This is a genomic window from Mesorhizobium sp., assembly GCF_005063415.1.
In the GTDB taxonomy this organism is placed as follows: Bacteria; Pseudomonadota; Alphaproteobacteria; order Rhizobiales; family Rhizobiaceae; genus Mesorhizobium.
The window spans coordinates 8344-20391 of the sequence record NZ_SUEG01000095.1 but is presented as its reverse complement, the minus strand read 5'-3'; the positions used below and the strand labels follow the sequence as shown (position 1 = coordinate 20391).

15 protein-coding genes and 1 pseudogene are annotated in these 12048 nt (G+C 62.4%); 11 read left to right on the top strand and 5 right to left on the bottom strand.

The features are described from left to right. From E5W70_RS22085 to E5W70_RS22075, 3 genes and pseudogenes are all read left to right on the top strand, one after another. Positions 1–242, top strand: a pseudogene (locus E5W70_RS22085) (hypothetical protein); the annotation flags it as partial. Next, complete coding sequence (locus E5W70_RS22080; RefSeq protein ID WP_292662360.1) at positions 239–1087, top strand: 23S rRNA (adenine(2030)-N(6))-methyltransferase RlmJ; 849 nt, start codon at positions 239–241, stop codon at positions 1085–1087. The pseudogene E5W70_RS22085 and the gene E5W70_RS22080, both read left to right, overlap by 4 nt. A 124-nt stretch (positions 1088–1211) precedes the next feature. Then, the gene (locus E5W70_RS22075; RefSeq protein ID WP_023677684.1) at positions 1212–1664 is read left to right on the top strand and encodes a hypothetical protein; all 453 of its coding nucleotides are present in this window, start codon (positions 1212–1214) and stop codon (positions 1662–1664) included. Positions 1665–1701: 37 nt separating this feature from the next. Here the strand turns inward: E5W70_RS22075 and E5W70_RS22070 are convergent, their stop codons facing one another. Continuing rightward, the gene (locus tag E5W70_RS22070) at positions 1702–2064 is read right to left on the bottom strand and encodes a VOC family protein (RefSeq protein ID WP_292662356.1); all 363 of its coding nucleotides are present in this window, start codon (positions 2062–2064) and stop codon (positions 1702–1704) included. A gap of 126 nt (positions 2065–2190) precedes the next feature. Here E5W70_RS22070 and E5W70_RS22065 point away from each other — a divergent pair, with 126 nt between their 5' ends. Continuing rightward, positions 2191–2943 carry a sulfite exporter TauE/SafE family protein gene (locus tag E5W70_RS22065; protein ID WP_292662353.1) on the top strand — a complete coding sequence of 251 codons (753 nt, stop codon included), beginning with the start codon at positions 2191–2193 and terminating at the stop codon, positions 2941–2943. Positions 2944–2980: 37 nt separating this feature from the next. Here the strand turns inward: E5W70_RS22065 and E5W70_RS22060 are convergent, their stop codons facing one another. After that, entirely contained in the window at positions 2981–3616 is a 636-nt protein-coding gene (locus tag E5W70_RS22060; RefSeq protein WP_366509725.1) for a TetR/AcrR family transcriptional regulator, read from the bottom strand. A gap of 62 nt (positions 3617–3678) precedes the next feature. Between E5W70_RS22060 and E5W70_RS22055 the strand changes: the two genes are divergently transcribed. Next, complete coding sequence (locus E5W70_RS22055; protein ID WP_292662350.1) at positions 3679–4209, top strand: DinB family protein; 531 nt, start codon at positions 3679–3681, stop codon at positions 4207–4209. A gap of 457 nt (positions 4210–4666) precedes the next feature. Here the strand turns inward: E5W70_RS22055 and E5W70_RS22050 are convergent, their stop codons facing one another. Continuing rightward, positions 4667–5128, bottom strand: a complete 462-nt coding sequence (locus tag E5W70_RS22050) for a hypothetical protein (RefSeq protein WP_292662348.1) — start codon at positions 5126–5128, stop codon at positions 4667–4669. Positions 5129–5626: 498 nt separating this feature from the next. On the opposite strand from E5W70_RS22050, the gene E5W70_RS22045 reads away from it, so the two are divergent. Beyond that, a complete protein-coding gene (locus tag E5W70_RS22045; protein WP_292662345.1) occupies positions 5627–6223 on the top strand; it encodes a glutathione S-transferase family protein in 597 nt (198 codons plus the stop codon). A gap of 78 nt (positions 6224–6301) precedes the next feature. Here the strand turns inward: E5W70_RS22045 and E5W70_RS22040 are convergent, their stop codons facing one another. Further along, a complete protein-coding gene (locus tag E5W70_RS22040) occupies positions 6302–6952 on the bottom strand; it encodes an outer membrane protein (protein ID WP_292662341.1) in 651 nt (216 codons plus the stop codon). 418 nt (positions 6953–7370) lie between these two features. Here E5W70_RS22040 and E5W70_RS22035 point away from each other — a divergent pair, with 418 nt between their 5' ends. The 5 genes from E5W70_RS22035 to E5W70_RS22015 all read left to right on the top strand — a co-directional run bounded on the left by E5W70_RS22035 (position 7371) and on the right by E5W70_RS22015 (position 11653). Further along, complete coding sequence (locus E5W70_RS22035) at positions 7371–8147, top strand: SDR family oxidoreductase (protein ID WP_292662338.1); 777 nt, start codon at positions 7371–7373, stop codon at positions 8145–8147. Next, the gene (gene uvrC / locus E5W70_RS22030) at positions 8144–10222 is read left to right on the top strand and encodes an excinuclease ABC subunit UvrC (protein WP_292662335.1); all 2079 of its coding nucleotides are present in this window, start codon (positions 8144–8146) and stop codon (positions 10220–10222) included. Before E5W70_RS22035 ends, uvrC begins: the two co-directional genes overlap by 4 nt. A gap of 101 nt (positions 10223–10323) precedes the next feature. Then, a complete protein-coding gene (gene pgsA, locus E5W70_RS22025) occupies positions 10324–10920 on the top strand; it encodes a CDP-diacylglycerol--glycerol-3-phosphate 3-phosphatidyltransferase (RefSeq protein ID WP_023719790.1) in 597 nt (198 codons plus the stop codon). A 1-nt stretch (position 10921) separates the two neighbouring features. Then, positions 10922–11179: a molybdopterin converting factor subunit 1 gene (gene moaD, locus E5W70_RS22020; protein ID WP_292662329.1), complete on the top strand. Its 258-nt coding sequence runs from the start codon at positions 10922–10924 to the stop codon at positions 11177–11179. A gap of 3 nt (positions 11180–11182) precedes the next feature. Beyond that, positions 11183–11653, top strand: coding sequence for a molybdenum cofactor biosynthesis protein MoaE (locus E5W70_RS22015; RefSeq protein WP_292662325.1), 471 nt, complete (start codon positions 11183–11185; stop codon positions 11651–11653). 19 nt (positions 11654–11672) lie between these two features. On the opposite strand, the gene E5W70_RS22010 is transcribed toward E5W70_RS22015, so the two are convergent. Further along, positions 11673–12048 (bottom strand): DoxX family protein (locus E5W70_RS22010; RefSeq protein ID WP_292662322.1); only part of this gene is annotated, 376 nt, incomplete at its 5' end.

Here is a 12048-nt window from a genome sequence, read left to right as displayed (position 1 = left end):
CCGCCGGCCCCTACATCTTCACCGTCGGTCCGGGCGACGCCGAGGGCATTCCGATGCGGGCCGTCGACATCGTGCTGCGCTCGGCTGCCGGCGAGGTCGACCGCCGGGCGCGCCCGGTCGGTTTTTCCCTGATGGCGGCCGGCCTGGTCGGGCTGGTGCTGGCATTCCGTTTCGGCGGCCGCAGGCCGGAAAATCCGAACTCGCAGCCGCCACCGCCGCGCTGGGGCAGGGGCTCCAATTGAACTATCGCCACGCCTACCATGCCGGAAACTTCGCCGACGTCGTCAAGCATGTCGTGCTCAGCCGGCTGATCGAATATCTGAAGCAGAAGGACAAGGCGTTTCGCGTCATCGACACCCATGCCGGGATCGGCCGTTACGATCTGTCCTCGACCGAAGCGCAAAAGACCGGCGAATGGCAAGGCGGCATCGGCCGGCTGATCGATGTGGCCCTCGATGCGCCGGCGGCAGCACTGCTGGCGCCGTATCTTGAGGCTGTCCGTTCGCTCAATCCGGACGGCGGCGTGAAAAAATACCCGGGTTCGCCGCTGATCGCCCGGCACCTGATGCGCAAGCAGGACCGGCTGTCGGCGGTCGAACTGCACGCTAAGGATGCTGCCAGGCTGAAGGCGCTGTTCGACGGTGACTTCCAGACCCGGGTGATCGAACTCGACGGCTGGCTGGCGCTCGGCGCGCATCTGCCGCCAAAGGAAAAGCGCGGCCTCGTGCTGATCGATCCGCCTTTCGAGGAAGAGGGTGAGTTCGGTCGCTTGGTCGACGGGCTGCAAAGAGCCCATCGGCGCTGGCCAGGAGGAATTTACGCACTGTGGTATCCGCTCAAGGACCGCAAGGCGGTCGCCGCCTTCCGCAAAGCGCTGAAGCAGACGGGCATTCCGAAGCTGCTCGATATTGATTTTGAGATCAGGCCGGCATCCGTCGAGCCGAGCCTCGACGGCAGCGGCATGGTGGTGGTCAATCCGCCCTTCACGCTGGAAGGCGAGTTACGGACACTGCTGCCGGCGCTGCACCGGCTGCTTGCACTCGAGCAGCCGTCGCATTGGACGCTGGATTGGCTGGCGGGAGAGTAGTTTGAGGCGCGGCCCTGCCGTTCCGTCAGCGCAACCACCGTCACCACAACCATCGTCGCTACAACCGCTTGACCGCGCGTCAGCGAATCCGCACAGTGCGCGCAGTCGACCTTGAGAGGCTGCCATGACTCGCTTCGCCCAATCCGCCCTTGCCGCACTGCTCGCCTTTTGCACGCCGCTGGCCGCACCTCTTGGCGTCACCCAGGCAGTCCAGGCGGCCGACCTTGCAATCTATACCGACGAGGATAGCGGCGTCTGCGGCGAGGCCTGGGTCCTGAACAAGATCACCGACCGCTTCTCCTATCAGGTGCATCACGTGCCGCATCTGCCCGACGTGCAGATCGTCGACTTCCAGCGTATCCATCAGCATCGCTATCTGCCGGCCGACGACACCTGGCCGATCGGCCGCCGTTATTGCGGCGCCACCGTCAGCCTCTCCGACGGCGGCGCCCGCACCATCTGGTACCTGATCGAAGAAGGCCAGGGCTTTGCCTCGATCGGCGACAATGTCGAATTCTGCGTCTCGGGCTTCGACCGCTGGATGGTCTATAACGGCCGCTGCCGCGTCCTGCGCTGAACCGGCGCCCTTCGATTCCCGATGGATTGTTGCGCCCTTAAGTGGTCGAGAAAAGAAACACCTGACGGCCATCAGGATCGCGGACGATAACACGCCTGCCCATAGCCGTCGCCTTGACATCCGCGATGACTCCAAAGCCATTGGCCTTCGCCGCAGAAGCGGCTTCGTCTGCGTCGGCGATTTCGAAGCCGATCATCGTTCCCGCTCCTTCCGTCATCGTTCCTTCGTTTGCCGGATAGAGTTCGATCGCGAGCCCTTGACCTTGGAACGCGAAATGTATCGGACCAGAGCCGTGCTGCTCTTGCCTGAAGACAATTCCGAAATTCGCGTAGAAAGCGGCGGCTGATCTGGGATCAGCCGAAAACCATGTGACAAATGCCAAGCTCGGTAAGGAGGACATTCATACCTCTCTGATGTGAGGGTTGTCCGGCACTCAAGGTCGGACGGAGGTTGCCAAAATAGTAGACTTCTATGCAAGTCGACGCCAACAGACCACATCGATCACTGTGCGGGGAAACAGCACTACATGGATTCGCTTGTCTACGTTGTTGCTCTCGGCGCGGTCGTTGCTGGCTTCGTCCAGGGGCTGTCCGGGTTCGCCTTCAGCCTGGTTGCCATGTCGTTTTGGGTTTGGAGCGTGGAGCCCCAGCTTGCTGCCGCCATGGCGGTCTTCGGGGCGCTCACCGGTCAGATCATCGCTGCCGTCACCGTCCGCCGGGGTTTCGACCTCAAGCTTCTGCTGCCCTTCCTGATCGGCGGGATCATAGGGATTCCGGTCGGTGTCGCCGTCCTGCCCTTGCTGGATGTGCAGTTGTTCAAGCTGGTCTTCGGCGCGCTGCTGGTCGTGTGGTGTCCCTTGATGCTCTTTGCCCGTCGCCTCCCTCCCATCACGGTCGGAGGTCCTGTTGCAGACGGTGCGATAGGTCTGGTCGGGGGCATCATGGGTGGACTTGGCGGCTTCACCGGCCCGGTTCCAACGCTGTGGTGCGTGCTGCGTCAATGGGAAAAGGACAGGCAGCGCATTGTCATTCAGAATTTCAACCTTGTGACCCTCTCCATGACGATGGCCGCCTATGTTGCGGCCGGAAAGATCAAGCTCGAAATGCTGCCGATGTTTGCCGTCGTCGCGCCGGCGATGTTGATACCGACACTGCTTGGCGCGAGACTCTACATCGGCGTTAGCGAGGCGACTTTTCGAAAGATCGTCCTCACGCTCTTGGCCGCATCAGGTGCAGCATTGTTGGCATCGTCCTTGCCGCATCTCATGAGCCGGCTTTGAACGACACACAGAAATCCCGACACCCGCCGTGCCTGCGCTATCGACCGATGCGGCCCGCTCCCGATAGGTAGGCGCAGATCAGTTCGACGAGTTGCTTTTGCAGCTCCGGCGCGGCGAGCATGTTTCGGCGTGCCGCGTTATGGATCACACCTTCGATCGCCGACGACAGCACGCGCGCGACGGCCTCCGTGTCGGCGCCTTTCCTTGGCTTGCGATAAGTGGCGACAGCAGTCGCATAGTGATTGAGGTATTGTGCCTGGAACGAAGCATGGGCGGCCCTGGAGCCGCGATCGCCCGGCGCCTCGTCGAGCAGCACCTGATGTAGTGTCGGGTGAATGCTGTGCGCCGCGATCATGCCGCGCACCAGCTCCTGCGCGAATTTCCTGAGCGGCTTTTGGTCTTCCGCCGAATCGCGAATGACCGACAGCACATGATCGAAGTGACGGCGCCGGACGGCTTCCAGCAGGGAAAGCTTGTCGGGAAAATACTGGTAGAGCGTGCCGATGCTCACACCTGCCGTCTCGGCCACCTTGTTGGTGGTGAAGCCGGCCCAGCCCAGCCGGCTCAGAACATGAGCCGCCGCCTCGATGATCGCCTCGACGGTTGCCCTGGAACGCGCCTGGCGCGGCTGCTTGCGCATGCGCGGATGCGGTTTTGCAATGCGAGTAGACACGCCCGCTCATTCCCCTGAAAATATAGACAACATACTCGCATTTCCGAAAAAGGACACCGACCATGAGTGCGCTCGCTCTGCTTCGCAGCCTGTTTGCCTATCAGGCCTGGGCCAATGACGAACTGTTGGAAAAGCTCGCGAGTCTCGACCCGCACGTTCACGGTAAGGAACGGGAGGCCGTGATACGGCTCGTCGATCACAGCCATGTGGTGTCGCGGATATTCTCGGCGCACCTGATTGCCGCAAGCCATGGCTACTCCGCCGACACCACCGAGGACACGCCGGCGTTCGACGAACTTCGCGCTGCGGTCGCAGCGACCGATCGCTGGTATCTCGATTATGTCGAAACCGTTTCGTCGCGGCAGCTGTCCGAGCCCGTCGCATTCGTGTTCAGCGACGGGGATAAGGCATTGATGTCGCGACAGGAAATGCTGACCCACGTCGTACTGCACGGCGGCTATCATCGCGGTGAAGCGGGGCGCATCCTGGCGCAGATTTCCGTCATGCCACCATGGGATACCTTCGCCGTCCATCTCCACAGGGCCGAGCCTTCGCGCCGGCTGCAGATGCAGCGCGAGCCGCTCGGCGCCTGAACGGCCGAGCGCATTCGATCACGAGGTCGGCTCGACCGGATCTATCGAGCGATATCCTGTCTTTCAGAAATGCGAGCTATCTGCTTACTTTCATCGCGTCGTGCAAGATAGTGCAGCGGCGTGCTCGTCGCGTTGCTTCCTACTTACCTGTAGTTTATCGTTTCGGACAAGACGAGGCGGGCGACCGCCTTCGCTCTTGACAATGTTCGCGCCGAGCGTCGGACGTTGAAGCGCAAAGCTGGTCGAAAAGGTCCTGAGCTTGACGAGAAGACCGGTCGAGATAGAGCGACCAGAATTTCTGTCGCAGAACTTCGCTGCGGGACACAAAGATTCGCAGCCGATTTTTGCGCCGGTAAAATGGTCGCGCGCTCGCCGTAACGGAAACTTAAGCTGCAAAAATCATTCTAATGCTTCGCTGGCTAGCAAGCCGCGAGTCAGATATGCAATGCGCGCCGGGTCAATAACGGCCGTCGGCACAACGGAAGGGGCATGATATGGCTAAGCAGTCATCCAAAGCGCCGGCATCCAAGGCACCGGCAAAGTCACCGGCAAAGAAAGCACCAGCAAAAGCAGCCGCGGCAAAGACCGCAACTGCTGTGAAGAAAGCAGCACCCGCTGCCAAAGCGAAGGCCGCTGCGCCTAAGGCAAAAGCAGCGCCAGCCAAAAAGCCGGTCGCCAAGGCCGCGGCAAAACCGGCCGTGAAGAAAGCAGCACCTGCCAAGGCAAAAGCAGCACCGGCCAAGGCTGCACCGGCTAAGAAGGCGGCACCGGCCAAGAAGCCGGCTGCAAAGGCCGCGGCGAAGCCCGCTGCAAAGAAGGCAGCACCGGCAAAGGCCGCCGCTGCGAAATCTTCTGCAGCAGTGAAGAAGGCAGCGCCCGCGGCCAAGCCAAAGGCAGCGCCCGCAAAGGCGAAGGCCAAGAAGTAGTCGCCGCCCTGCTACCGCCGGGGACAGTACTCAAGACGGCCAGGGCGGGATGCCGAACAGGCGCCTCGCTTGCCGGTTGACAATCGGGCAGGACGAGAAAGAGGCGGGAGGAAGACGTCTTTTCGCAGTTCCCAGGACTTCGCCATGCGGCGAAGTCCGGTGGGATTTCCGTGGCTGCCAAAGACCAACCTTCGGTGCAAGGCCGAGTTGGTAGCTGATCGGATCTGGATTGTCCGACCTGCTCGCGTCTGCCCGCCGCACTGCGGCTTATCGCATCGCGATTGACATCGAGACAATGGTTGCACGCTGGCGGCGCGGTTTTCCGCCTCTGGCCGTTGATGAACCCTGCATGATCGTTCAACAGTGCCAACGCACGAGCCCCTGTCGGAATCGATTTTCGGTGCGGGTCATGCGCGAAGTCACAATGCTACCGCGTCCTTTGCGCGTCCAACAGGGCGTATGGAGCTGTAGCCGGCAAACAGGAATCCACAATGCCCAGACTGCTCTACGCGTCTACTTCTCCCTACAGTTCCAAGGTGCGCATGGCAGCACTTCATGCCGGCATTGCGGTCGATCTCGTGCCGATAAAGACCGAGGAAAGGCCGGCCGAACTGATCGGCGCCAATCCGCTCGGCAAGATCCCGGTGCTGGTGCTCGATGACGGCCGCTCGGTCCATGACAGCCGCGCCATCACCCAGCATCTCAACCGGATGTCGAAGAACGCATTGTTTCCGCGCAATCCCGACAAGCGCCTTGAGGCGGAGGTGCTGGAGGCATTGGCCGACGGTATCTGCGACTGCGCGCTGTCGATGGTCTATGAGCGGCGCACGCGGCCGGAAGAGATGGTCTACCAGCCTTGGCTTGAGCGCCAGTGGACGAAGATTTCGGCCGCGCTCGATCTGCTCAACGCCAACCCGCCGAAGCTGCCGAAGAAAATCACCGTCGGCCAGATCGCGCTGCGCGCCTGCCTCGGTTATCTCTCGCTGCGCTTCGCTGGAAAATGGGAAAAGGGCCGCGGCCGGCTGACGCGCTGGGCGGCACGCTTCGACGAGAAATTCCCGGAGCTGAAGCCCGGCATCCCGGCTTGAGGGCAAGCGGTCTCAGCCGGTGCCCACAAAAAAAGCCGGGCGCGAGGCCCGGCTTTTTCGTGTCGTGGCTTGGACGACTTAGAACTTCATACCGACGCCGAAAGTGACGCGATTGTCGGTCGACTTGACCTTGCCGATACCGTCGAAGTCCTTCCTGCCGAAGTCCGTGTAACGATACTCGACACGGCCGAACACATTGTCGGTGATCTTGATGTCGGTACCCACGCCGGCTGTCCAGCCAAACTGGGTGTTGGTGTCGCTGACGCCGGCCGCTTCAATCTTCTGGTTCTTCAGCGCGCCACCGGCGGTGCCGTAGAGCAGGATATCCGGGGTGACAGCGTAGCCGAGGCGAGCACGCAACGAGCCCTCGAAGCCACCCTTGGCCTCGATGCCGGCATCGTCGCCCTTGACGCCGTTGTAGCCGATATCGGCTTCAGCACCGTAGACGAAGTTCTCCTGCTGCCAGTTATAGCCGCCGAAGACGCCGCCAACGAAGCCCTTGGTGTCGACGTCGACGCCAATGTCTTTGGCTTTGGCGTGGCCGGCGAAGCCGTAGCCGACGCTCACACCGGCATAGGGACCGGCCCAGGATGCGACCGGAAGTTCTGCAATCGGGGCAGGTGCCGGCGGCTCTTCCTGAACCACATCCGCGGCATAGGCGGTTCCGCCGAGGGCGAACAGCCCAAACGCCACCGCGAGCGGTCGCGCAAATTTAAGATTGGCTTGCATTGTTCTTTACTCCTTAAGCCACAGGACACAGGCTTGTTTTTCATGAGCGCCCTCAACCCGTCGGGGGATGAAACGGATCCGGCGTTCAACGGTTGCAAATGTCGTGTCGAAATGCGGCTGAAGCGAACCTGAACTTGGGTCATTCCCTGGCACGAATGAGGCAGAACCTTGACGTTGCATCTTCGCAACAGCGAATGTCAGCAGGTTCGCCGTGCTGCACTGCACACGGCTTGGTATAAGGGCTCCAGCGCCCTATATTGCGGACGGGCTGGCCCGAATTCCGGTCGAGCCAGAACGCCCACCGGCCACTTTGCCACAATCTTGCCCCAGGTGGAAATGGGATTTAACGCTTGGCGGGCCATAATTTGCCGGTGCTATCCCGGCAGGTCGGAATCGGCATCGGATTAAGGATTGACAGATGAGCAAGGTCGCCGCGACGGCACTGGTGACGGGCGGGGCGAAGCGGATCGGCAGGGCGATCGTCGAAGATCTTGCCGGGCATGGTTTTGCCGTCGCCATTCACTGCAATCGCTCGCTGGCCGAGGCGGAGGCACTGGCGGCCGAAATCAACAGTGGTCATTTTGGTCGACATGGCAGGGCGGCTGTGATTGCTGCCGACCTGACCGACATGGAGGCTGTCGGCAACCTTGTCGGCCGCGCGGCGGCGGCGCTCGGGCCGGTGTCGCTGCTGGTCAACAACGCCTCGCTGTTCGAGCACGACAGCGTTGAGGATTTCGACTGGCCGGCCTGGGATCGCCATTTCGCCGTGCATGTCAAGGCGCCGGCGCTGTTGGCGCAGACTTTCGCCCGGGCCTTGCCGCAGAACAGTGAGGGGCTGATCGTCAACATGATCGACCAGCGCGTCTGGCGGCCGACGCCGCGTTATTTTTCCTATGCGCTGTCGAAGTCGACCTTGTGGGCGGCGACCGAGATGATGGCCCAGGCGCTGGGTCCCCGCATCCGCGTCAACGCTATTGGTCCTGGCCCGACCTTGAAGAACACGCGCCAGCACGACAGCGATTTCGATGCCCAGATTGCCGGCCTGATCCTGAAACGCGGCCCGGAATTGCCGGAATTCGGTGCCACTATCCGTTATCTCTGGGCGGCACGCTCGGTCACCGGCCAGATGATCGCGCTTGACGGCGGCCAGCATCTTGCATGGCAGACGCCCGATGTGACAGGCATGGCGGAATGAGCCCCATGGACCAGAAACAAAAAACGCGCGGCGGCGCCGACGACCTGCCGCCCGAAATCGACCTCGAGGACGAGGCGGCCGAAGAGGTCGTCGAGCCTGCAGCCAGCGGTCCGGACGTCACCTTCACCACCATCGACTGGACCCCGCATGCCGGCGACGCCGACGGCATGGTCGGCGCCGAGGTAATCCAGACCCTGGTCAAACGGCTGCCCAATGCGCCCGGCGTCTACCGCATGATGAATGCCGCCGGCGACGTGCTCTATGTCGGCAAGGCACGCAGCCTGAAGAAGCGGGTCACCAACTACGCGCAAGGCCGGTTCCACACCAGCCGCATCGGCCGCATGGTGCGCGAGACGTCGACGATGGAGTTCGTCGTCACCCGCACCGAGATCGAAGCGCTGCTGCTTGAAGCCAACCTCATCAAGCGCTTGCGGCCACGCTTCAACGTGCTGATGCGCGACGACAAGTCGTTTCCCTATATCCTGTTGACCGGCGACCATGTCTCGCCCGGCATCTACAAGCATCGCGGCGCGCGCTCGCGCAAAGGCGACTATTTCGGCCCCTTCGCCTCAGCCGGCGCCGTCGGCCGCACCATCAACTCGCTGCAGCGCGCCTTCCTGCTCAGGAGCTGCACCAACTTCTTCTACGAGAACCGCACCCGGCCTTGCCTTTTGTTCCAGATCAAGCGCTGCGCCGGCCCGTGCACCGGCGAAATCTCGCATGGCGATTATGCCAGGCTTGTCGCCGAGGCGAAGGACTTTCTCTCCGGCCGCAGCCAGAAGGTGAAGACGGAGATCTCCGCTGCCATGCAGCAGGCTTCGGAAAACCTCGATTTCGAACGCGCCGCCATCTATCGCGACAGGCTCGCGGCGCTTTCGCATGTGCAGAGCCATCAAGGCATCAATCCGCAGACCGTCGACGAGGCCGATGTCTTCGCCATCCATCAGGAGGGCGGCCAGGTCTGCATCCAGGTGTTCTTCTTCCGCACCGGCCAGAACTGGGGCAACCGCGCCTATTTTCCCAAGGCCGATCCGGCGCTCGAAGCTGGCGAGGTGCTGGGTTCGTTCCTGGCGCAGTTCTACGACGACAAGCCGACGCCACGCACCATCCTGTTGTCGTATGGCGTCGAGGACCAGGAATTGCTGGCGGAGGCCCTCTCCACCCGCGCCGGCCGCAAGGTGTCGATCTCGGTGCCGCAGCGCGGCGAGAAGAAGGACCTGACCGACAACGCGCTGCAGAACGCGCGCGAAGCGCTCGGCCGGCGGCTCGCCGAGACCTCGACCCAGGCGCGGCTGCTCAATGGCTTTGCCGAGACCTTCGGCCTGGAAAAGCCGCCGGTGCGCATCGAGGTCTATGACAACTCGCACATCATGGGCACCAACGCCGTAGGCGCCATGGTCGTCGCCGGGCCGGAAGGTTTTGTGAAGAACCAGTATCGAAAGTTCAACATCCGCTCGACCGAGATCACGCCGGGCGACGATTTCGGCATGATGCGCGAGGTGATGCAGCGGCGCTTCTCGCGGCTGTTGAAGGAACATGGCGATGCCCCGCAAACCGAGGGCGCGGACGAGGCGAGCCCTACCGGACCGGGCGACGATATCGAGGACGCCGGCGGCTTCCCGGCCTGGCCCGACGTCATCCTCATCGACGGCGGCCAAGGGCAGATGACGGCGGTGCGCAAGATTCTCGCCGATCTTGGCATCGAGGACCGCGTCGTGGCCATCGGCATCGCCAAGGGTCAGGACCGTGACGCCGGCCGCGAACGCTTCTTCGTCAAGGGCAGGGATTCATTCTCGCTGCCCGTACGCGATCCGGTGCTCTATTTCGTCCAGCGGCTGCGCGACGAGGTCCATCGCTTCGCCATTGGTTCGCACCGCGCCCGCCGAAAAAAGGAGATGGTCAAGAGCCCGCTCGACGAGATCAGCGGCATCGGCCCCGGCCGCAAGCGCGCGCTGCTGATGCATTTCGGTACGGCCAAGGCGGTCAGCCGCGCCGCCGTCGAGGACCTGGTCAAGGTCGACGGCATTTCCGAGCAGGTGGCGAAATTGGTCTACAATCATTTTCACGAGAGCTAAGCCCCTATTGCCGATATTTCGGCTGGCTAATCGATTCTGGCCTGTTGACCCCCCACATTCGCTTCTGATTTGACTAAGCAGGCAGAAAGAGTTCCCAAAACATGTCCCAGCGCGCGTTCAACCTGCCCAACATGCTCACTTACGCCCGCATCCTGGCGGTGCCGCTGGTGGTGCTGTGCTTCTTCCTGGAAGGGCATCTGAAATCGAGCGACTTCGCGCGCTGGTCGGCGCTCATCATTTTCCTGCTCGCCTCGATCACCGATTACTTCGACGGCTATCTGGCGCGCGCCTGGCAGCAGACCTCCAATATCGGCAAGATGCTCGACCCGATCGCCGACAAGCTGCTGGTCGCCACTTGCCTGCTGCTGCTTGCCGCCGACACCGATCGCCATGCCGGCATCGCCGGCTGGTCGCTATGGGCGGCGATCATCATCCTGTGCCGCGAGATCCTGGTCTCGGGCCTGCGCGAATATCTGGCGGCCCTGAAGGTCTCGGTGCCGGTGACGCAGCTCGCCAAATGGAAGACCACCATCCAGATGATCGCCATCGCCTTCCTGCTGGCAGGCCCTGCCGGCGACAAGATCTTCCCGCTGACCACCCAGACCGGGCTGGTGCTGCTGTGGATCGCAGCCCTGGTGACGCTCTACACCGGGTACGACTATTTCCGCGCCGGCCTCAAGCACATCATGGATGAATAAGATGTCGACGAAGCTCATCTATTTCGCCTGGGTGCGCGAGCGGATCGGCAGACCGGAGGAAGACGTCGAACTGCCGGCCGGCATCGAAACGGTCGCCGACCTGTTGCGCTGGCTGAAATCGCGCGGCGAGGAATACGAGAACGCGCTGCAATATCCTGACGTGATCCGCGTCGCCATCAACCAGGAACATGTCGAGCACCGCGAGAAGATTGCCGGCGCGCGCGAGATCGCGCTGTTCCCGCCGATGACCGGTGGCTGAACCATGTCCGCGGTGGTGCCTGTCGTGCGCATCCAGGCGGAGGATTTCGAGGTCGCCGCCGAGATCGCCAGGCTGACCAGGGGTCGCAACGACATCGGCGCTGTGGTGACCTTCTCCGGCCTTTGCCGCGACGAGCAAGGCAGGCTCTCGGCGCTCGAGCTCGAACATTATCCCGGCATGGCCGAAGCCGAGATTTCCCGCATCGCCGGCGAGGCAATCGAGCGCTGGCCGCTGCAGGGGCTCACCGTCATCCATCGCCACGGCAAGATCGCGCCGGGCGAAGACATCGTGCTGGTGGTGGCCGCTTCCGCCCACCGGCAGGCGGCGTTCGAGGCCGCGAATTTCCTGATGGACTATTTGAAATCACGGGCGCCGTTCTGGAAAAAGGAACACCATAGCGACGGTTCCGAGGGCGGCTGGGTCGACGCCAAGGAGGCCGACGACAAGGCGGCGAGCCGCTGGAAGCGAGACTGACCAGGCTTTCCGCGAGGCCTCAGCCTTTGTCGGTGCCGATCAAATGATCGAGCGAAATCCGGCCGGGTCCCCAGGCCATGATGCCAAGCGCCATCGCCGCCCAGGTAATGTGCAGCGGCCAGCCGTCCGGCACGGTGAGCTCGATGATCAGCGTCATCACTAGCAACCCGAATGCCGCCACTCGCGTCGCCAGGCCGAAAACAAGGAGAACTGGCAACACGATCTCCGCTGACCCTGAGGCGAACGCCACCAGCCCAGGTGCCGGAAAATCGTAAGGGCCGCCCGGCAGATGCAATTTGAGTTCCGAGCTGAAAAGCAGCACGGCGACATCGTTCAACTTTAGAAAACCGTCCCATTTGTTGATGCCGGACCGCCAGAACGGGACGGCGAGGGCG

Excerpts from the sequence above, each read along its gene's own strand:
- E5W70_RS22075 (WP_023677684.1), top strand. The coding sequence starts at position 1,212 with ATGACTCGCTTCGCCCAATCCGCCCTTGCCGCACTGCTCGCCTTTTGC.
- E5W70_RS22070 (WP_292662356.1), bottom strand. The coding sequence starts at position 2,064 with ATGTCCTCCTTACCGAGCTTGGCATTTGTCACATGGTTTTCGGCTGAT.
- E5W70_RS22065 (WP_292662353.1), top strand. The coding sequence starts at position 2,191 with ATGGATTCGCTTGTCTACGTTGTTGCTCTCGGCGCGGTCGTTGCTGGC.
- E5W70_RS22055 (WP_292662350.1), top strand. The coding sequence starts at position 3,679 with ATGAGTGCGCTCGCTCTGCTTCGCAGCCTGTTTGCCTATCAGGCCTGG.
- E5W70_RS22045 (WP_292662345.1), top strand. The coding sequence starts at position 5,627 with ATGCCCAGACTGCTCTACGCGTCTACTTCTCCCTACAGTTCCAAGGTG.
- E5W70_RS22040 (WP_292662341.1), bottom strand. The coding sequence starts at position 6,952 with ATGCAAGCCAATCTTAAATTTGCGCGACCGCTCGCGGTGGCGTTTGGG.
- E5W70_RS22035 (WP_292662338.1), top strand. The coding sequence starts at position 7,371 with ATGAGCAAGGTCGCCGCGACGGCACTGGTGACGGGCGGGGCGAAGCGG.
- uvrC (WP_292662335.1), top strand. The coding sequence starts at position 8,144 with ATGAGCCCCATGGACCAGAAACAAAAAACGCGCGGCGGCGCCGACGAC.
- pgsA (WP_023719790.1), top strand. The coding sequence starts at position 10,324 with ATGTCCCAGCGCGCGTTCAACCTGCCCAACATGCTCACTTACGCCCGC.
- moaD (WP_292662329.1), top strand. The coding sequence starts at position 10,922 with ATGTCGACGAAGCTCATCTATTTCGCCTGGGTGCGCGAGCGGATCGGC.
- E5W70_RS22015 (WP_292662325.1), top strand. The coding sequence starts at position 11,183 with ATGTCCGCGGTGGTGCCTGTCGTGCGCATCCAGGCGGAGGATTTCGAG.